The following is an 18,996-nucleotide window of genomic DNA, read 5'->3' on the forward strand; positions in this document are numbered from 1 at the left end:
CGATGACCAGGGGGCCTGTCGTTGGTGCGGGACGGGTCAGTGCCCGCCGCGTCCGTTCTGTCCGTTGGAACCGGCTTCGTCCTGTACCCGCTTGAGTACGGCCAGCTGCCGGTGTTCCTCTTCCAGTTCGGCCGCGAAATGCTGTTCGCTCTCCGCGCGCGGATCGGGCCGCAGGAAGCTGCCGGTGCCCGGCTGTCCCGCCGAACCGAGCTGGTTCATCTTCTTGGGCACCACAGCGCCCTGGTACTCCAGCGGGATCGGGTGGCCGTGGCTGTCCACCGGCCCCAGCGGCTGGTGCACCTCGATGTACTCACCGTGCGGCAGCCGCTTGATCACACCCGTTTCGATACCGTGCTCGAGTACGGCGCGATCGCTGCGCTGCAGCCCGATGCAGAACCGGTAGGCGAGGAAGTACGCCACCGGCGGCCCGACGAGCAGGCCGATCCGGCCGATCCAGGTGGTCGCGTTCAACGAGATGTCGAACTTGAGCGCCAGGATGTCGTTGACGCAGGACAGCGTCAACACCACGTAGAAGGTGATGGCCATCGCACCGATCGCGGTACGCACCGGGACATCGCGCGGACGCTGCAGCAGGTTGTGCCGCGCGTAATCGCCGGTGAGCCTCTTCTCGATCCACGGGTAGGCGATCAGCACCATGAACACCAGGCCCATGATCAGCGCGACCCAGAACACCGCGGGCACGGTGTACCGGCCCAGGTACAGCTCCCACGGCGGCATCAGACGCGCCAGGCCGTCGGTCCACATCATGTAGAAGTCGGGCTGGGAGCCGGCCGATACCTGCGACGGGTTGTACGGGCCCAGGTTCCAGATCGGGTTGATCTGGAGTACGCCACCCATGATGGCCACGAAGCCGAGGGTGAACGCGAAGAACGCGCCCTGGTCGGCGGCGAACACCGGGACGATCCGGGAGCCGACCACATTGTTCTCGGTGCGGCCCGGGCCGGGGAACTGGGTGTGCTTCTGGTACCAGACGATGGCGACGTGGGCGGCGATGAGCGCCAGCATGATGCCCGGGAACAGCAGCACATGCGCGATGTAGAGGCGCGGGATGATGATGTCGCCGGGGAAGTCGCCGCCGAACAGCAGCCAGTGCATCCAGGTGCCGATCACCGGGATGCCCATGGTGATACCACCGAAAGCGGCTCGCAGACCGGTGCCGGAGAGCAGGTCGTCGGGCAGCGAGTACCCGAAGAAGCCCTCGAACATGGCCAGGATCAGCAGCAGTGAGCCGATCACCCAGTTCGCCTCACGCGGCTTGCGGAACGCGCCGGTGAAGAAGATGCGGAACAGGTGGATGATGATCGATGCCGCGAACAGCAGCGCCGCCCAGTGGTGCACCTGCCGGACGAACAGGCCGCCGCGCACCTCGAAGGAGATGTTGAGGGCGGTCTCGTAGGCCCGCGACATACCGACGCCGCGGAGCGGCTGGTAGGCGCCGTCGTAGGTGACGTGCGTCATCGACGGGTCGAAGTACAGCGTCAGGTACACGCCCGACAGCAGCAGGATGATGAACGCGTAGAGCGCGATCTCACCCAGCAGGAACGACCAATGGGTGGGGAACACCTTGTTGATCGATCGTTTCACGAAGGCGGCGCCGCGATACCGCTCGTCCATTTCGTTGAATTGTGCCGCGACTTTGCGGCCTACAGCTCCAGAACTCATGATCGACGCTCCCAGAAGGCGGGGCCGAGGGGTTCGATGAAGTCACCGTTGGCGACCAGGTACCCCTCTGAGTTTACGGTGATCGGCAGCTGCGGCAGCGCTCGGGCGGCAGGACCGAAGATCGGCTTACCCCATTCGGTCGCGGAGAACTGCGACTGATGGCAGGGGCACAGGATCCGGTTGGTCTGCTGTTCGAACAGCGAGGTCGGGCAACCGAGGTGGGTGCAGATCTTCGAGTAGGCGAAGTAGTCGCCGAAGTTGAAGCTTTCCTGACCCTTGCGTTTGATCGCGTTCTTCGCGTCCTCGGACCGCAGCCGGATGAGCATCACGGAATTGCGGATGCCGCGCAGCGACTGGAGGGTGGCGTGCTCGTCCCCGCGCCAGGATTCCTTCCACGGGAAGACGGTCTCCATGGCGCCCGCGTCCAGGTCTTCCGGACGGACCAGGACGATGTCCTGCGGGCGGCCGGTATCGCGGCGGATGTAGATGGTCTCGCCCTGATAGTCCGGAGTCCAGCCCGATACCCACAGCGGCGACTTCTCGCGCTGGGCCCACGGGTTCTTCACCATGCCGCCCACGAACACCAGCAGTGCGCCGATGCCGAGCAGGCCGATACCCGCGCCCGCGGTGCGGGTGATGAGCTTGCGGCGGCCCAGGGTGGAGGTTTCCCCGGCGTCACTCAGCTGGGCTACCAGCGTGCGCCGGTCGACCTCGCTGGACTTACCGTCGTGACGGTCCTGGACCGACAGTTCCGCGGGGATGAACTTCTTGCGGATCAGTACCACGGCGATGCCGATGGCCAGAATCGAGATACCGAAGGTCAGACCGTAGAGCGGGGTGGTGAGCGAGTACAGGCCGTGCCCGTCGTCGTCCTTGCCCTTGTACTCCCAGGGCCAGAACAGGAACACGCCCACCAGGGCGGCCGCGGCCAGCCCGGAGATCGCGAACCACAGTGCGACCTGCCGTTCGGCGCGTTTCTCCGCCCGGGTGCCCGGCACCGGCCAGCGTTCGCGCCGGTAGGCCACATCCACACCGTCACGGGCGGTACCGAGCGCGACCAGCTCTTCCCGCGACATCGCGTCCAGTTCGGCCTCGGTCGGTTCAGCCGGGGTCGCGGCCGCGGAATGCTTGTCCAGGCCACCCATCTCGTTTTGCTCCTGTTCGCTCATGACTTAGGTCCTCGAACCGATCCAGATCGCCGCACCCACAACCGCCACGATGCCGATGGTCCATATGGCCAGGCCTTCGGTGGCGGGACCGAAACCACCCAGACCCCAGCCGCCCGGCGATTTCGCCTCGGCCGAGTCCTTGACGTAGGCGATGATGTCGCTCTTCTCCTCCGCCGAGAGCTGCCGGTCGGAGAATTTCGGCATGTTCTGCGGGCCGGTGACCATGGCGGTCCAGATCTGCGCCTCGGTGGCCGGCTCCAGCGGCGGAGCGAACTTGCCCGAGGACAGCGCGCCGCCGCGGCCGGTGAAGTTGTGGCAGGACGCGCAGTTCATGCGGAACAGCTCGCTACCGCGGCCGATGTCACCACCGCGCAGCGATGCCGCCGCGACCTCGCCGTTCGCGTCGCGCGGCACCGTCGGGCCACCGCCGTTGGCGGCCACATAGGCGCCGAGGGCGTCGGTCTGGTGCGCGTCGAACTTCGCGGGTTTGCGCTCGGCCTGCGCTTCGTTGCGGGTCATCGGCATACGCCCGGAGGACACCTGGAAGTACACGGCCGCCTCACCGACGCCGATCAGGCTGGGACCGCGGTCGGTGACACCCTGCAGGTTCGCGCCGTGGCAGGTGACGCAGGAGGTCTCGTAGAGCTGCTGACCCTCGCGGATCAGCGCCACCGAATCCTCGTTCGCCGTAGCGATCTGCGGCTCAGGGGTGAGCGCCGAGGCCAGGAAACCGGCTCCGACGAGACCCACCATGAGTGCGAGGCCGCCTGCTATCCGTCGGCGTAGCCGCCGCTGCCTGCGCTTCTTGCTGGCCTCGCCGTGCCCACCGCTGGCGGGCGCTGGCGCTGTCGGGGGCGATGAACTCATCTGTGTCCCTTTGGAGTAGACGGAACCTGGTGGGCTGTATTGGGCTCCGGTGTCACCGGACGAAATAGATCGTGGCGAAGAGCCCGACCCAGACGATGTCGACGAAGTGCCAGTAGTAGGAGACGACGATCGCGGCGGTCGCCTGGGCAGGGGTGAACTTGCTCATCGCGGTCCGCGCGAGCAGGAACAGGAAGGCGATCAGACCACCGATGACGTGCAGACCGTGGAAACCGGTGGTGATGTAGAACACCGACCCATAGGAGCTGCCGGAGATCGAGGTCCCCTCCGCCACCAGGTGGTAGTACTCGTAACCCTGCCCGAACACGAAGAACGTGCCCATGAGGAAGGTGACGACGTACCAGCGGCGCAGCCCGAACACATCACCGCGCTCGGCCGCGAACACACCCATCTGGCAGGTGAACGACGAGGCGATCAGTACCGCGGTGACCGGGATGGCCAGCGTCATGTTCAGCTCGGTCGGCGGCATCGGCCACTCGGGCGCCTGACTTCGCGCGACGAAGTACATCGCGAACAGGCCGGCGAAGAACATCAGCTCGCTGGACAGCCAGATGATGGTACCGACGCTGACCATGTTGGGCCGGTTCAGCGAATGCACACGCTGGGTTATGGCCGATCCTGAGGTCCCTACTGCGGTCGTCACGGGGGTAAGTATGACTCTTCGTAGTACGACAGTCGAAGTCGGGTTCCAAACTCGATCACTCGTGTCGTGATCGACCCGCGCCGTACGTCTCTCGCAGCGGTTCGGCGTGTCGGCCGACCCCCTCGTGAGCAGCCCCCGCGAACAGCGCGGATGACGTGGTGCCGCGCCCGCGACGGCGCGCGGTTTAGGGTGTGCACAACCGTTCGGTCACAGATATCGGTGCGACGAGGAGTTTGAGATGAGCGTGCGCAGCTGGCCCCTGATGCTCGGGGCGCTCGCCGACGGACAGGACCTCACCGCGGATGATACGGCCTGGGTGATCGACGAGATCTTCACCGACAACTCCACCTCGGCGCAGATCGCCGCTTTCGGGGTCGCGATGAAGATCAAGGGCCCCACTCCGGCCGAACTGGCGGGGATGGCCCGCGGCATGCTCGGACACGCGCGGCTGGTGAAGGTCGACGGTGACGCGGTGGACATCGTCGGCACCGGCGGCGACCGCTCGGGATCGGTGAACATCTCCACCATGTCCTCGATCGTGGTCGCGGCAGCCGGCGTGCCTGTCGTCAAGCACGGTAACCGGGCTGCTTCCTCCAAGGCCGGCGGGGCGGATGTTCTCGAGGCGCTGGGCGTGGAACTCGCGCTCGGACCCGCATCGGTGGCGCGCTGTGTACGCGAGATGGGTATCGGATTCTGCTTCGCTCCGCTGTTCCATTCCGGCCTGCGTTTCGCCGGGCCGGCCCGTAAGGAGATCGGGATCCCGACGGTTTTCAATGTGCTGGGTCCGCTCACAAATCCGGCCCAGCCGCGGGCGGGCCTGGTGGGGTGCGCGTTCGAGGATCTGCTGGAAACCATCGCCGGAGTGTTCGCCGACCGGGGCGCCGGCGCACTGGTGGTGCGTGGCCGCGACGGCCTGGACGAGATCACCACCTCCGATGTCACCGATGTCCATGTGGTCGCCGACGGCGTGGTCCGCAAAACGGTGATCGATCCGACGCGGCTCGGTATCCCCCGCGTCGATCTGGACGAATTGCGCGGCGGCGATGCCCGGGTGAACGCACAGGTGGCCTTGGACGTATTCGCGGGCAATCCCGGGGCGGTGCGCGACGCTGTATTGGTGAACTCCGCCGCCGCCATCACGGCTTACGATTTGTCCCGTGGCGCGGACGGCGCGGCCGATCTGGACGATCATCTGGTGGCCGGGATCGAACGCGCGGCCGCCGCGATCGACAGCGGTGCGGCCGCCGCCCTGCTGGACCGCTGGGCCGCACTCACCCGGACACTCGGCGACGACTGACCCCCGGGGCGGGTTCATTCGCCGATGGAGAACCCGGCCTCCACGTCGGCACGCGAATACGATTTGAACGCGATATGCGTGACTGTGCGCTGCACACCGGCGACCTTGTCGATTCGTCCCGTCACGACCTCGGCGACCTCCTCGTGGTCGCGGACGCGCACCAGCGCGATCAGGTCGACGTCCCCGGCACACGAATAGACCTCGGCGACGCCCTGGGTATCGGCCACCCCCTGGGCGGTCTCCGGAATGCGCCCGTTGTCGGCCTGGATCAGAACGATGGCGGTAATCATGGGGACAGCCTAAGCATCTGCACGCCCCCGGATCGTGGGCCCACGCGGTCCGGTCCGGTGACCGGGCGCTCAGCCGCGTTGTTCGTCGTAGGATTCGGCGGCGCGGGCCGCTCCCGCGGCGGCATCGGCTGCCTCGGCCCAGCCGATCCAGCGACCCGCGCCGCGGGCGGGTTCGGCGTAGCCGTCGGTGGTCCGCACGATCCGGACGCCGGGGCGTTCGAGCCAGCGGACGATCACCGCGACCTCGTCCGGGGAGGCGCCCAGCAGGGGCGGCACCCGGAGATCGGCTCCGGCCGAGAGTAATTCGCCGGTGGATACCCCACCTGCCCCGGGCCCGGTGGGCAGTACGGTCTGCGCGGCGGCGACGATCCGCTCGACCACCGGCATGGGTGCGACCCCGCGTCCGGCTGTTCCCGCCCCGGCGAGTCGGCCGTGGCGGATAACGGCGAATTCCCAGCCGCCGGCTCCGTCGGGGTGCGCGGCGATCAGTTCGGCCGGGCGGGCGACGGCGGCCAGCCGCTGGGTGCGGCGCAACGCGCGGACGGCCGCGGCGGCACGGTCGCGTAATCGTGCCGCGGATTCGTACTGCGCACCTGCCGCGTACTCCTCGACCCTGGTCAGCAGAGCCCGGACCACGGTGTCGTCGGTTCCGGCGAACAGGGCGCGCGCCGTGGCCGGGGCCGCCGCGTAGGCCGCCGATGCCCGGGGGGTGTCGGCGGCGGCCGGGCAACCGCCCACGACTTCGGGCGGGCAGGAGTGCAGCGCGGTCCGGGACAGCCGGGTGGTGCAGGTGCGCAGACCGCAGTACTCGGACAGAGTGGCGGCGATATCGGCGGCCGCGGCCCGGGAGTGGAACGGGCCCACGGCCGGGCCGCCGGGTTCACGGACGAGGGTCAGCCTGGGAAAAGCTTCGGCGGTGAGCGTGATCCACCAGGCCCGCTTCGGGAATTTGGAGCGCCGGTTGTAGGGCGGGGCGTGTGCGGCGAGCAGCCGCAGCTCCCGGACACCGGCCTCGAGCCCGTGCGCACACACCACATGGTCTACCCGGGTGGCCAGCCGCACCATCTCCCGGACCCGCCCACGGGTCTCCGAACCGGTGAAGTAGCTGCGCACCCGGCGGCGCAGATTCACCGCTGTCCCTATATAGAGGACTTCGTCCGACGGTCCGCGGAAGAGATAGACACCGGGTGCGGTGGGCAGATCGACGGCCAGAGCTCGCTTGGCCCGCTGCCCGGCGGTGACCTCGGGCAGATAGTCGATCAGTTCGGTGAGGCTGTGCACCCCCTGGTTCCCCACCCGGCCGATCAGCGCGTGCAGGACATCCACGGTGGCGCGGGCATCGTCGAGGGCGCGATGGGTGGGGGTGGTGCCGGCGCCGAGCAGCTGGGCCAGGACGCCGAGCCGGACCGACGGCGCCTCGTCCCGGCCGAGTACTCGGCGCGCGAGCCGCACCGTGCACACCACCTGCGCGCGCGGCCACGGTATATCGCAGCGCGTCGCGGCGGCCTTCAGGAAACCCATATCGAACCGGGCATTGTGTGCGACCAGCACCGCACCGGACGCGAACTCCAGGAATCCGGGAAGGACGGCCTCGATCGACGGGGCGGCACGCACCATCGCGGTGGTGATACCGGTGATCTGCACGACCGCGGGCGGTATCGACCTGCCCGGGTCGATCAGGGTCGCGAATTCGCCGAGCACTCGACCACCGCGTACCTTCACGGCGCCGATTTCGGTGATCGCGTCCTCCGCCGGACTGGTACCGGTGGTTTCCAGATCCACGACCACGAAGGTCGTGTCGTAGAGCGGGGTGTCGAGCTGGTCGAACGCCAGTTGCCGGGCGGGCAACGGAGCGGGTTCGGACACGGCGGGGAGAGTACTGGGCGGGTCCGACAGATTCCCGATATCGAACCGTTGTCCATGATCTTGGTCCCGGGGCCGAACCCACCCGCATTCCCCCGCTATGCCTCGTTCACTACCAAAATGTGCCCCAGTTCACACACGATGTTCATTAGCTATGTAATTGCCACATTCGGAACAAAATGGTCGGCCGGCCCAAAACGCCGATGCCCCAGTGAGACAAACCGGGGTTCACGTCGCAGCTGGACCACTGCCCAGCCGATGACATCCCCCCGCTCGAGCTGCGAAATATCGACGACGCGCGCTCGCGGGCAACCATTGATCGATACGTCCACGAAGGCCTGTCCCATCTGCACGTAACCTCGACGCAATCCTCAGTCGATCTGTGACATCCCTCGCACAATTTGCTCGGCGAAAGCTGCATCCCACACGCATATCGAGACCGAGGGCTTTACAAATGACCGTGATCTGTTCGTAATCTTTTCGAGACCTCGCGGAGTTCGGCGTGCCATCGGCGGTGCGACCGGGCGGGGAGATCGGAAGGACCGCATCATGGCGTTCAACACCGTCAAGCGACAGGCACGGCGCGCAGCCGTCACCGGAGCAGTCGGCGCTGCCACCCTGGGCGCAATCCTGCTCACCGCCGCTCCGGCCGAAGCACAGCCGGTCACCATCGACGGCGTGGGCACGTTCGAGGTACCGAACGAGATCCCGATCCCGGCGGGCATCCCCGGCCTCCGGGCGCCCGACTCCCCGGCGACCCCGCCGTTCGTCACCCCCACCGCGACCGCCGGCGATCTGGCGCTCGACGCCGCACTCTCGAAGGTCGGCGCTCCCTACGTCTACGGCGCGGCCGGCCCGAACGCCTTCGACTGCTCCGGCCTCGTGCAGTGGTCCTATAGACAGGCTGGGCGCGAACTACCGCGAACCAGCGACGCGCAACTCGCCTCGGGTGCGCCCATCTCGATCAACGACCTCCAGCCCGGCGACGTGGTGGCGTTCTACGGTGGCGGGCACTCCGGCCTGTACGCGGGCGACGGCAATGTCGTACACGCCTCCACCGCCGGCTCGCCGGTCGCCGTCGCTCCCATTTCCTCCATGCCCTTCGCCGGCGCCCGACGCTACTGACCGCCGGCTGCGGAAGTGTCCGGCGCCGGTGCGCCGCTCACCGAATCGACAGTGGGCGCGACCGTTTCGTCTCCTGCTGGACACTCCGCGGCCCGGTTCCGTAATCTAATCGAGACCTTTACGGGGCGTATCGCACAGAGCGTCATAGGAGAGCGGGGCACGGCAGGCTGTGGCAGCACATCAACGGCGGCAACGGCGTCAGCGAGACCAGCGCAAACCCGGCCACGGTCCGGATCGGCACACCACCCGCACAGCTCTGGCCGCTGGACTCCTCGCGGCGGCCCTCTACGGAGGCGGCCCGGCGGGCGCCGACCCGGCCCCCGCACCGACCTCCGCGAGCGACGCGGTCCAGCAGATGATCGACCTGTCCCGGCAGGCCGAACAGCTCAATCAGCAAGCACTCACCACCCAGGCCGATCTCGACGCGAAACTGGCCGTCCAGCGCGACGCCGATGCCAAGGTCGCCGCGGCCGGCGCCGCCGTCGACGCCGCCCGCAACGAGGTCGCCCGCTACCGGCCGATGATCGATCGCACCGCCATCGCGGCCTATCAAGGCGCCCGCACCAACCGGCTGTTCTCGGTCCTGGTCAGTGATTCCCCCCAGCAGTTACTGGACCAGATGTCCACCCTGGACGTGGTCGCCACCCAGACCTCCGACCAGCTCAAGCAGTACAAACGAGCCACCGACGCCGCTACCGCCGCACAGTCGGCCGCCCGCAACGCCGCCGATACCGCCCGCGCCGCAGCCGACCAGGCCGATACCGTCCGCAACGATGTGCAGCGCAGACAAACCGATCTGCAGAACGCCGTGGCGCACGTCATCGAGGTCTGGGGCTCCCTGTCGACCGCCGACCGGACCGCCCTGGCCGGGTCCCCCTTCCCCTCCGGGTTCGACCGCGACAGCCTGTTGCGTGATCTGGTACCCGGCAGCGGCACCAGCGCCCTGGCCGCCGGACTCACCCGAGTCGGCGACCCGTACGTCTGGGGTGCCACCGGGCCCGACCAGTTCGACTGCTCCGGCCTGGTGCAATGGGCATTCTCCCAGGTCGGCAAGGAAGTCCCTCGAACCAGTTCGGCCCAGGCCGCCTACGGAACCCCCGTCGACCGCGACGAACTACAACCCGGCGATGTCGTCTTCTTCTACGACGACATCTCCCACGTCGGTATCTACGCCGGTAACGGCCTCATGCTGCACGCGTCGACCTTCGGCGTCCCGGTAGCCGTCGCGCCTATGGATTCCACGCCCTACCACTCCGCCCGGCGCTACTGACACCCGGAGCGACCCAGCCGACCACACGCCAATACTGTGGGACGTATGGCTCGAACTCTGCTGGTTACCAATGATTTCCCGCCGCGGCCGGGAGGTATCCAGTCGTATCTGCAGGCGCTGGCCGGACAGTTGCCCTCGGACGATCTGGTCGTCTACGCGCCCCGGTGGCGCGGAGACAGCCACACCCGATTCGACGCGAAGCAGCCCTTCCAGGTGGTCCGCCACCCCACCACGTTGATGCTGCCCACACCCGCAGTCCTGCGGCGCGCCCGGAAAGTGCTGCGCACCGAGGGTTGCGAAACAGTCTGGTTCGGCGCGGCAGCACCGCTGGCCCTGCTGGCCGCGCCGCTGCGGAAGGCCGGCGCCCACCGGATCCTGGCCAGCACCCACGGCCACGAGGTCGGCTGGTCGATGCTGCCGGCGGCGCGGCAGGCGCTGCGGGTCATCGGAAACAACACCGACGTGGTCACCTACGTCAGCAAATACACCCGCCGCCGGTTCGCCGCCGCGTTCGGCCCCGACGCCGCCCTCGAATACCTGCCGCCCGGCGTGGATACCGAAACCTTCCGTCCCGACCCGGCCGCCCGCGCCGAACTGCGCAAACGATACGGACTCGGCGACCGGCCCACTGTTGTCTGCCTGTCCCGGTTGGTCCCGCGCAAAGGTCAGGACGTCCTCCTGATCGCCATGCACCGGATCAAGGAACGGATCCCCGGCGCCGTCCTCGTGATCGCCGGCAGCGGCCCCTACGAAGACAAGCTGCGCGGCCTCGCCGACGCCCTCGGCCTCGCCGACGACGTCGTGTTCACCGGCCGGGTACCCGCAGCCGAACTCGCCGCCCACCACACCCTGGCCGATGTGTTCGCCATGCCCGCCCGCACCCGCGGCGCCGGCCTCGATGTGGAGGGCCTCGGCATCGTCTACCTGGAAGCCTCCGCCTCTGGTGTCCCGGTGGTCGCCGGAACCTCGGGCGGCGCCCCGGAAACGGTGCTGGACGGGAAAACCGGACGAGTGGTGGACGGCCGCCGCGCCGACCACGTCGCCGACGCGATCGCCGATATCCTCGCCGACCGCGACGCGGCCGCCGAAATGGGCGCCGCCGGAAGGGCCTTCGTGGAACGGCAGTGGCGCTGGGACACCCTGGGCGCCCGCCTCCGGCAGCTGCTGTAATTTGGCGGCGCCTCCGGCGCCGCGGGGGCTGGGCCCTATTAACCCCGGTTCTTCACTCCTGCGCTCAGTCGCTGCGCTCCTTCGCTTCGTCGCTCCAGAACCGGGGCGGGCCCCGCCCAGTGAGGTGGACCATGCGGAGTGGTCGAGAGGCGACCGGAACTGTGGAGCCGACCGGAATCGGACTCCCCCGCCGGTACGAGTGGGTCCGCGTGCCGCCGGAACCACAAGCCCGCCACCGGTACGAGTAGGGCCGCCTACCGACCGAAACCGGAACCCCGCCGCCGATACGAGCAAGCCCTCACACCGACCGAAACCGGAACCTCGCCGCCGAAAGAGCGAGTCCGCATACCGACCGAGACGTCGAAGCTGACGTAACCCGTATGAGTCGAGTTTTGCGAGACACCTCAAAGGGTTGAGGCCGTCTCGCCGTTTCGGCCTCGAAGCGCATGCGCGAAGCGCGAGTCTCGAGGCCGAAACGGCGAGACCTCAGAGCCGCAACCCCGCGCGCCGCAGGCGCGCCAATAAACACAGCCCGAAAAGCAGCTCGCAGGTGATCTACTACGCTCACCCGGGTGAGCAGTATCCAAGTCGCGGACCAAACCTTCCTCGCCGCTCCCGGCGCCGCGGTCGCGGCCGCGCTGGACGGCCCGGCCCGCTGGCGTCGCTGGTGGCCCGATCTCGAACTGGATGTCCGGGAGGATCGCGGCGACAAGGGGATTCGCTGGTCGGTGTCGGGGGCGCTGACCGGCACCATGGAGGTGTGGCTGGAACCGTCGCTGGACGGTGTGATCCTGCACTACTTCCTGCACGCCGAACCGCCGCAGCCGCTGCCGCCGCGCAAATCGGCCGCCGCGAACCGGGCACGCCGGGTGGCGGGCAAGGTCATGTCGTTCGAGATCAAGGACCGCCTCGAGGACGACCGACCGGCCGGAGTCGCTCCGCACGACAACTGACGGATTTCGTACCGCACCGCCGAAAGGAACCACTGAGACCCTATGGCCGACCGGACCCAGAGATCGATCGTCATCGCGGCACCCGCGCGGCAGGTGATGTCTGTTATCGCCGATCTGGCGTCCTACCCGGAATGGGTATCGGCGGCCAAGTCGGTGGAGGTACTCGAGACCGGACCGGACGGCCGAGCGCATACCGCACGGTTCGTACTGGACGCGGGCGTCGTCAAGGACAGTTACGTGCTGTCCTACACCTGGCAGCCGGACGATATGGCCGTGAGCTGGACTCTCGTGAGCGGTGAACTGCAAAAGACCCAGGAGGGTCGTTACGAACTCGTCGAACAGCCCGGCGGCGGCACCGAGGTGCGTTACGAACTGACCGTGGATCTGACGATTCCGATGATCGGGATGTTCAAACGCAAGGCGGAGAAGGTGATCACCGATACCGCGCTCAAGGAACTGAAGAAACGGGTCGAAGGCTGACCGGGCCGCAGCGCTCCGGAGACGAGGCCCGCGGCGGCCGTCCCGCTCGCGGCGGCCGGTCGCGTACGCGGCTCGAATTGTTCGTCGGCAAAGGCGGTGTCGGGAAGACGACACTGGCGTGCGCGCGGGCGATGAGTTGCGCGCGAGAGGGCCAGCGGATCCTGGTGGCGTCGCTGGATCAGGCGCATTCGCTGGGGGACGCGCTCGGTTTCCGGTTCGCGCACGACGCGGGAGCCGTCCCCGGGATCACGCAGGTCGTCCCGGGTCTCGAGGTCATCGAGCTCGATTCGCTGGCGCTGCTCGAGGATCGTTTCGGCACTCTCACCGAACTGCTGCGCAGCGATCCGGGTCATGAGCACGGTATCGACCTGGCGGCCCTCGATCCGGCCGAGCTCACCGGTCTGCCGGGGATTCAGGAGCTGCTCATGCTGGTGGAGATCGCCCAGTACGCAGCCGATGACGAATGGGACGCGATAATCCTGGACTGCCCGCCGACCGCCGATATGCTGCGCATCGTCACCATGCCGGAGACGGTGCTCGGTTATCTGGACCGGATCTGGCCGCCGCATCAACGGATGATGAGCTCCATCGGCACCGATCTGCGCCGGGCGATTCTGGCGGCGACCGTCCAACGGATCGTCACCGCGGTCACCGAGGCCCGGGATCTGCTCGCTGACCGGGAGCGCACCGGTGCCCGGCTCATCACCCTGGCCGAGCGGGTCGCGGTGGCCGAATCCGCGCGGGTGCGGTCGGCGACAGCGCTGCTCGGATTGCGGCTGGACGCGGTCGTAGTGAACAAGGTGCTGGCGCCGGTGCCGCCGCCGGGCCCGGACCCACAGCATCCGGCTGTGCGCTGGTATCTGAACCGCTGGGCCGAGCAGTGGGACGTGATCGCCGGGCTACAGCGGTCGATGCCGGAGGTCCCGGTGCTCGTCGCGGGCCATACCGGTGCCGAACCGGTGGGAATCGGCCCGCTGGCAGCATTGTCGTGTGTCGTCGCCGAGCACAGCGCAGATCCCGGGAGCGGACACGACCGCGTTCGACTCGACACAGGCAGTTCCGTGCGCGACGATCCGGGTCCGGGAGGCGGCACCGATACCGCCGCACCCGCGGTGCTGCTGGAATCGGGCGCGGGGTTGCAGTCGGTGTACTCGATGCGTATCCATCTGCCGGTCGCCGATCCGGCGACGCTGCGCCTGGGAAGAGTGGAGGACGATTTGATCGTGGGAGCGGACGGCGTCCGCCGCCGGCTGCGCCTGGCGCCCGTTCTACGCCGCTGCACCGTCAGCACCGCCGAATTGGACAACGGGTACCTCGTGATCCGTTTCCGCCCCGACCCGCAGGAGTGGCCGAAGTGACCGGACCCCGCTACCGCCAGCCCGAGGGCATCGCCGAATTCGCCGATGAACTGCGGTTACTCGCCGAGGCCGTGCTGGAACGCGTCGAACCGGTGCTGCGCGACGCCGCGGCGGAGGGGCAGCCGGAGTGGAACAACTGCACCTGGTGCCCGCTGTGCGCGGCCGCCGCGCTCGTGCGCGGCGAGCACCACGAGGTGCTGGCCACCGTGGCCGCCCACGGCACCGCGATCGTCACCGTCCTACGCGAAGCCTTGGCGGGAGTCCCGGTGGATCCGGTCACGGCGCACCGGCACGGGCCGGAAACCACCGCCGCGCACGAACATCCCCAGTCCGGGACATCCGGTGCCGACGAGGAAACGGGCGCCGGCGGTTCCGAGCGGGAGCCGGTGGCCACCGCGGAGACCGACCCGGGCGCGAACTCTCCCGCCGGCCGGTCCGCACCGGCCGGGAAGTCCCGCTATGTCGGCATACCCGTGAACATCGAACAATGACCGCTGCCGGCTCCGGGACCCCGTTGACCGTCGGTATCGACATCGGCGGCACCAATATCCGCGCATCGGTGGTCGACGGCACCGGCGAGGTCCTCGATACGGTCCAGTACCCGACACCGCATTCGGCGGCGGCGCTGGAAGCCACGCTCGACCGCGCGGTCCGCGAACTCGCCGACCGGCATACCCTCGACGCCGTCGGGCTGGCTGTCGCCGGTTTCATCTCCCAGGACCGCACCACGGTGCGGTTCGCGCCGCATCTGCCCTGGCGTGACGCGCCTGTGGCGAAACGACTGACCGAGCGCCTCGGGCTACCCGTCCTGCTCGAACACGATGCCAACGCCGCGATGTGGGCCGAATACCGGTTCGGCGCCGCCGCCGGGGGTCACAACGTGGTGCTGATCGCGATCGGTACCGGTATCGGCGCAGCCCTGCTGCTCGACGGGGAGTTGTACCGGGGCACCCACGGTGTCGCCCCCGAACTCGGGCATCTCCAGGTCGTCCCACAGGGACGCGACTGCGGCTGCGGGAAACGGGGCTGCTGGGAGCGGTACTGCAGCGGGACGGCACTCGCCGAGACCGCGATCGAATTGCTGGCCACCGAATCCGCGACCTCGCCTCTGGCTCGTGAGATCTTCGCCGACCCGGGCGCGCTCACCGGGCGCCGCGTCGCCGACGCCGCCCACGACGACGACCCGCTCGCCGTGCGCGTCATGGCCGATTTCGCGCGCTGGCTCGGACTGGGACTGGCCTTCGTCGGCGATATCTTCGACCCCGATCTGGTGGTCATCGCCGGCGGGGTGAGCAGTTCGGCGCCGCTGTTCCTCGACGAGGCCCGCGAGGAGTACGCGAAAGCGGTCACCGGACACGGGCACCGCCCGCTGGCGCGCATCCGGACCACGCAACTCGGTGAGGCCGCGGGGATGATCGGCGCCGCCGAACTCGCCCGCACCGCGCTCATCGCCAGGCGTTGAGGTCGCTTCGCGCCGGGTGTCGAGGTCACGATCGAGTACCGGCTCGCTGAATCCGAATCGCCCGAAATCCCGTCGCATCACGTTCACGTGACCGAAACGCACTGGTGAAGTGCCGAGCCGATGGTGTGAGTGACATTATTCGCGGGGCTTGGATGTGATCTGTGACCGGCGGTAGAGTCGGCTTGCAGAGGCATTCCCCGAATTCCATCCCGGTTCCCGGAGTAAGGACGTCATGTTCTACTGGCTGCTTAAGTTTGTGCTGCTGGGTCCGTTCATCCACCTGTACAACCGGCCCGAGGTGGAGGGCGCGGAAAACATTCCGGCCGACGGTCCGGCCATCATGGCGGGGAACCATCTCTCGTTCGCTGACTGGCTTTTCGCGCCACTGTCGAGTCCGCGCCGGATCAATTACCTGGCCAAGGCCGAGTACTTCAACACCCCGGGCCTCAAAGGGCGGTTCCAGAAGTTCTTCTTCAGTGCCTCGGGCCAGTACCCGATCGATCGCGGCGGCGCCGACGCAGCCGAGGACGCGCTCACCGCGGCGAGCAAACTGCTCGACGAGGGCCGGCTCGTCGGCCTCTACCCGGAGGGCACCCGGTCCCCCGACGGTCGGCTGTACAAGGGCAAGACGGGGATGGCCCGACTCGCGCTGGATACCGGAGTACCGGTGATCCCGGTCGCGGTGATCGGCACCGACGAGGTGAGCCCGCCCGGACCGTTCCGGTGGCGGCGGCGCAAGGTCACGGTGAAGTTCGGGAAGCCGATCGATTTCTCCCGCTATGAGGGCATGGGCGGCAACCGTTTCGTCGAGCGCGCGGTCACCGACGAGGTCATGTACGAACTCATGCGGATGTCGGGTCAGGAGTACGTCGACGTCTACGCCGCCAGCTTGAAGAAGGATGTCCCGTCGGGCCCTTCCTCCCGGCTCCCGCGGATCCCCGAGTCCGCCGCGAGCTGACCGTCGGAACAATGGGAAGGTGACCGCGGGAAACACCCAGCGGTGAACGCCGCAATCGTCCCGCAGGCACCTTCCACTTTCCGATCTTCAGCAGACGCGTGGCGGCATTCGAATGTTCGAGACGCTGCTGGGCGCACTGGGTGCGAACACGGTCGAGGTGGAGACCGAATTGTGCACGCCCGAGGTGCAGCCCGGGCAATCGGGGCGCGGGGTCATCCGAATGCGCTGTCACGACCGCCCGGACCGGGTGAAGAGCGTAGCGGCGGAGTTGATCACCCGGGCCGAACGCGAGCACCACGACGGCGCGAGCCTGGTGGATATGGACGTGGTCATCGAAGCCGATGAGCGCGCCGCGCTGTTCGCACCCGGTCGCGATGTGGTGGATGCGATCCGGGTCGATTTCGCCACCTTCGAGCAGGTGGATCGGGTAGCAGCGATCGGCCGGCGTCTCCATTCGCTGACCTGAATCGTCGCGCGCCGGTCCACGAGGACGGGACTTCACCGGCTTCGGCCCGCGCACGCCAGCGCGCCGGAAAACACCGATATCGCCATGGCCGCCGTGCTGTGGTTAGCTTTCGTGCCATGAGCACGCCGCACTTTGTCTTCCCCGCCGAGTACCTGCCTCGCGACACCGCGGATGTCGTTCGCACCGTGCGGAATTCCCGGGGCCGGTCCACGCCGCTCACCGTTCACGGAGGCGATCCCGCCACCGACGGTCTCACTCTGCCGGACCAGCAGACCGTGGTCTCGCTGCGCCGGATGAACGCGATCGTCGATCTGAACCTGGGCCGCCGTACGGTTCGAGTGCAGGCGGGCGCACGCCTTTCCGATATCGATCGGCGGCTGGCCGCGCACGGTCTCGGGCTGCCCGTGATCGGTGATCATCGGGATATCACCGCGGGTGGTTTCGCCTCGGTCGGTGGTGTGAGTACGGCCTCGCACCGGCACGGGCTGTTCATCGATCAGATCGTGGATCTGGAATACGTCGATCCCGACGGCCGGATCGGTACCTGCGGACGTGCCCACCACACCGAGCGGTTCCATCGCATCCTCGGCGCCGGTGGGCGGGCGGGAATCATCACCGCGCTCACCCTCGACACCGTGCAGGTCGACAAGGACAACACCTGGCTGTCTGCCGATTCGCGTCGTTTCCTCGATTTCGACAGTTTCGTCGACTACGCCTACACCGAGGTCACCCGCCCGCGCGACGCCGTACTGCAGGTGGGCCGCTGGGTGGACACCGCTCCACTCAAGATGTCCCGGCCGGTGGGCGCGGGTCAAGTTCAGCTGGGCACCGTCCGTTTCGGACAGTGGTCGAGTCTCTACCCCACCGCCCCCACCCGGTCGCTGCGGGCCCGCCGCGAGGTCGGCAGCCGGGCCCGGAAATCGCTGGGCGCCATCGCCTCGGCCACGCCCGGAAAGGCCGGTATGCCGGTCCGTAACGCCGCCGCGGGTGCGGTGATGTTCACGCCGAAGGTCCTGACCCTGCGCGATGCCGAATACCTCGCCGATACGGTGATCAGCTCCTCGGAACGCGGTCCGGCCTACCGGGTGGGAATTTTCGCTCCGCTGTCCAATTACACGTCGGTGTTCTACCGGCTGCACGATCTGTTCAACGGGCATCGGGAACGCACCGGCTGCTTCACCGTCATCTCCGCCATGACCTATGGGGTGCGCTCGGACTATCTGCGCGCCGAATCCGCCGCCCACAACCTCCCCGCGGCCGACCACGGGCTGATCACCTTCACCTGCCGGCTCCGCCCGCACGCCCTGCCATCAGAGCAACTGCGCGATATCGTCACCGGTATCGAGGAGATCTGCCGCTCGGAGAACAGCATTCGCTACGAATCGATCGACTGAGTCGTGCCTATTTGCCCCGCTCCGGCGGGGCGGGGCTGTGTTTATCTGCCCCGCCTTCGGCGGGGCGGTCGGGGCCCTATTAACCCCGGTTCTTCACTCCTACGCTCAGTCGCTGCGCTCCTTCGCTTCGTCGCTCCAGAACCGGGGCGGGCCCCGACTGTGTGGATGGTCCTCGCCTTCGGCGTCGCGTCGGGGCCCTGATGAGCCCGGGGCTTCGCTCCGGCGCTCGGTCGCTGTGCTCGGGCGCTCTGATGCGCCAGAAGCGGGGCGGGCCCCGACCAGGGAGAGCGACCATCCGGCGTAGAGAAGGTGCGGACGGGCGTGGTCGGCGTGAGTTCGCAGGAAGCCTGAGTCCCGTGAGCTTCGGACCATGAGCAAGAAACCCCGCTGTCCTTTCGGGCAGCGGGGTTTCTGTGTCTGTGCGAAACATCCTCCGCACTCCTGTGGTCGGGGTGCGGTCGACCATATCCGCAGATGCCACCATGACCCCCGGACGCAGCTCGGCCGCGACCGGCTCCACCTTGCTCCCC

18 protein-coding genes are annotated in these 18,996 nt (G+C 68.1%); 12 read left to right on the plus strand and 6 right to left on the minus strand.

The window, feature by feature from the left end:
• Positions 1 to 36: 36 nt before the first annotated feature.
• The 4 genes from qcrB to ctaE are packed head-to-tail and all read right to left on the minus strand — an operon-like array spanning position 37 to position 4,380.
• Positions 37 to 1,683 carry a cytochrome bc1 complex cytochrome b subunit gene (gene qcrB / locus OG405_RS17770; RefSeq protein WP_327147595.1) on the minus strand — a complete coding sequence of 549 codons (1,647 nt, stop codon included), beginning with the start codon at positions 1,681 to 1,683 and terminating at the stop codon, positions 37 to 39.
• A complete protein-coding gene (gene qcrA / locus OG405_RS17775; protein ID WP_327152386.1) occupies positions 1,680 to 2,828 on the minus strand; it encodes a cytochrome bc1 complex Rieske iron-sulfur subunit in 1,149 nt (382 codons plus the stop codon). The genes qcrB and qcrA overlap by 4 nt, the downstream gene beginning before the upstream one ends.
• 27 nt (positions 2,829 to 2,855) lie before the next feature.
• Positions 2,856 to 3,719, minus strand: coding sequence for a cytochrome bc1 complex diheme cytochrome c subunit (gene qcrC, locus OG405_RS17780; RefSeq protein ID WP_327147596.1), 864 nt, complete (start codon positions 3,717 to 3,719; stop codon positions 2,856 to 2,858).
• A 52-nt stretch (positions 3,720 to 3,771) separates the two neighbouring features.
• Positions 3,772 to 4,380 (minus strand): aa3-type cytochrome oxidase subunit III, encoded by a 609-nt coding sequence (gene ctaE, locus OG405_RS17785; protein WP_327147597.1) that lies wholly within the window; start codon positions 4,378 to 4,380, stop codon positions 3,772 to 3,774.
• Between the two features lie 238 nt (positions 4,381 to 4,618).
• Between ctaE and trpD the strand changes: the two genes are divergently transcribed.
• A complete protein-coding gene (trpD, locus tag OG405_RS17790; protein ID WP_327147598.1) occupies positions 4,619 to 5,677 on the plus strand; it encodes an anthranilate phosphoribosyltransferase in 1,059 nt (352 codons plus the stop codon).
• A 14-nt stretch (positions 5,678 to 5,691) separates the two neighbouring features.
• On the opposite strand, the gene OG405_RS17795 is transcribed toward trpD, so the two are convergent.
• Together OG405_RS17795 and OG405_RS17800 are read right to left on the minus strand one after the other, a co-directional pair.
• On the minus strand, positions 5,692 to 5,967 hold the full coding sequence (locus OG405_RS17795) for an Lrp/AsnC family transcriptional regulator (RefSeq protein WP_327147599.1): 276 nt from the start codon (positions 5,965 to 5,967) through the stop codon (positions 5,692 to 5,694).
• Between the two features lie 69 nt (positions 5,968 to 6,036).
• The gene (locus tag OG405_RS17800) at positions 6,037 to 7,833 is read right to left on the minus strand and encodes a DEDD exonuclease domain-containing protein (protein WP_327147600.1); all 1,797 of its coding nucleotides are present in this window, start codon (positions 7,831 to 7,833) and stop codon (positions 6,037 to 6,039) included.
• A 546-nt stretch (positions 7,834 to 8,379) separates the two neighbouring features.
• On the opposite strand from OG405_RS17800, the gene OG405_RS17805 reads away from it, so the two are divergent.
• The 11 genes from OG405_RS17805 to OG405_RS17855 all read left to right on the plus strand — a co-directional run bounded on the left by OG405_RS17805 (position 8,380) and on the right by OG405_RS17855 (position 18,466).
• Entirely contained in the window at positions 8,380 to 8,955 is a 576-nt protein-coding gene (locus tag OG405_RS17805; RefSeq protein ID WP_327147601.1) for a C40 family peptidase, read from the plus strand.
• A gap of 256 nt (positions 8,956 to 9,211) precedes the next feature.
• Positions 9,212 to 10,225, plus strand: coding sequence for an NlpC/P60 family protein (locus OG405_RS17810; protein WP_442790767.1), 1,014 nt, complete (start codon positions 9,212 to 9,214; stop codon positions 10,223 to 10,225).
• A 45-nt stretch (positions 10,226 to 10,270) separates the two neighbouring features.
• On the plus strand, positions 10,271 to 11,395 hold the full coding sequence (locus tag OG405_RS17815) for a glycosyltransferase family 4 protein (protein WP_327147603.1): 1,125 nt from the start codon (positions 10,271 to 10,273) through the stop codon (positions 11,393 to 11,395).
• 572 nt (positions 11,396 to 11,967) lie between these two features.
• Positions 11,968 to 12,348 (plus strand): polyketide cyclase / dehydrase and lipid transport, encoded by a 381-nt coding sequence (locus OG405_RS17820; RefSeq protein WP_327147604.1) that lies wholly within the window; start codon positions 11,968 to 11,970, stop codon positions 12,346 to 12,348.
• 42 nt (positions 12,349 to 12,390) lie between these two features.
• Complete coding sequence (locus tag OG405_RS17825) at positions 12,391 to 12,828, plus strand: SRPBCC family protein (RefSeq protein ID WP_327147605.1); 438 nt, start codon at positions 12,391 to 12,393, stop codon at positions 12,826 to 12,828.
• Between the two features lie 77 nt (positions 12,829 to 12,905).
• Positions 12,906 to 14,186, plus strand: coding sequence for an ArsA family ATPase (locus OG405_RS17830; protein ID WP_327147606.1), 1,281 nt, complete (start codon positions 12,906 to 12,908; stop codon positions 14,184 to 14,186).
• Complete coding sequence (locus OG405_RS17835) at positions 14,183 to 14,677, plus strand: hypothetical protein (RefSeq protein ID WP_327147607.1); 495 nt, start codon at positions 14,183 to 14,185, stop codon at positions 14,675 to 14,677. The genes OG405_RS17830 and OG405_RS17835 overlap by 4 nt, the downstream gene beginning before the upstream one ends.
• On the plus strand, positions 14,674 to 15,648 hold the full coding sequence (locus tag OG405_RS17840; RefSeq protein ID WP_327147608.1) for an ROK family protein: 975 nt from the start codon (positions 14,674 to 14,676) through the stop codon (positions 15,646 to 15,648). The genes OG405_RS17835 and OG405_RS17840 overlap by 4 nt, the downstream gene beginning before the upstream one ends.
• A 232-nt stretch (positions 15,649 to 15,880) precedes the next feature.
• Positions 15,881 to 16,606 carry a lysophospholipid acyltransferase family protein gene (locus tag OG405_RS17845; protein ID WP_327147609.1) on the plus strand — a complete coding sequence of 242 codons (726 nt, stop codon included), beginning with the start codon at positions 15,881 to 15,883 and terminating at the stop codon, positions 16,604 to 16,606.
• 112 nt (positions 16,607 to 16,718) lie between these two features.
• The gene (locus tag OG405_RS17850; protein WP_327147610.1) at positions 16,719 to 17,072 is read left to right on the plus strand and encodes a sporulation protein; all 354 of its coding nucleotides are present in this window, start codon (positions 16,719 to 16,721) and stop codon (positions 17,070 to 17,072) included.
• Positions 17,073 to 17,188: 116 nt separating this feature from the next.
• Entirely contained in the window at positions 17,189 to 18,466 is a 1,278-nt protein-coding gene (locus OG405_RS17855; protein WP_327147611.1) for an FAD-binding oxidoreductase, read from the plus strand.
• Positions 18,467 to 18,996: the final 530 nt, after the last annotated feature.

It is taken from the genome of Nocardia sp. NBC_01329 (assembly GCF_035956715.1).
Lineage (GTDB): Bacteria > Actinomycetota > Actinomycetes > Mycobacteriales > Mycobacteriaceae > Nocardia.

Excerpts from the sequence above, each read along its gene's own strand:
- qcrB (WP_327147595.1), bottom strand. The coding sequence starts at position 1,683 with ATGAGTTCTGGAGCTGTAGGCCGCAAAGTCGCGGCACAATTCAACGAA.
- qcrA (WP_327152386.1), bottom strand. The coding sequence starts at position 2,828 with ATGGGTGGCCTGGACAAGCATTCCGCGGCCGCGACCCCGGCTGAACCG.
- qcrC (WP_327147596.1), bottom strand. The coding sequence starts at position 3,719 with ATGAGTTCATCGCCCCCGACAGCGCCAGCGCCCGCCAGCGGTGGGCAC.
- trpD (WP_327147598.1), top strand. The coding sequence starts at position 4,619 with ATGAGCGTGCGCAGCTGGCCCCTGATGCTCGGGGCGCTCGCCGACGGA.
- OG405_RS17795 (WP_327147599.1), bottom strand. The coding sequence starts at position 5,967 with ATGATTACCGCCATCGTTCTGATCCAGGCCGACAACGGGCGCATTCCG.
- OG405_RS17805 (WP_327147601.1), top strand. The coding sequence starts at position 8,380 with ATGGCGTTCAACACCGTCAAGCGACAGGCACGGCGCGCAGCCGTCACC.
- OG405_RS17815 (WP_327147603.1), top strand. The coding sequence starts at position 10,271 with ATGGCTCGAACTCTGCTGGTTACCAATGATTTCCCGCCGCGGCCGGGA.
- OG405_RS17825 (WP_327147605.1), top strand. The coding sequence starts at position 12,391 with ATGGCCGACCGGACCCAGAGATCGATCGTCATCGCGGCACCCGCGCGG.
- OG405_RS17840 (WP_327147608.1), top strand. The coding sequence starts at position 14,674 with ATGACCGCTGCCGGCTCCGGGACCCCGTTGACCGTCGGTATCGACATC.
- OG405_RS17845 (WP_327147609.1), top strand. The coding sequence starts at position 15,881 with ATGTTCTACTGGCTGCTTAAGTTTGTGCTGCTGGGTCCGTTCATCCAC.
- OG405_RS17850 (WP_327147610.1), top strand. The coding sequence starts at position 16,719 with ATGTTCGAGACGCTGCTGGGCGCACTGGGTGCGAACACGGTCGAGGTG.
- OG405_RS17855 (WP_327147611.1), top strand. The coding sequence starts at position 17,189 with ATGAGCACGCCGCACTTTGTCTTCCCCGCCGAGTACCTGCCTCGCGAC.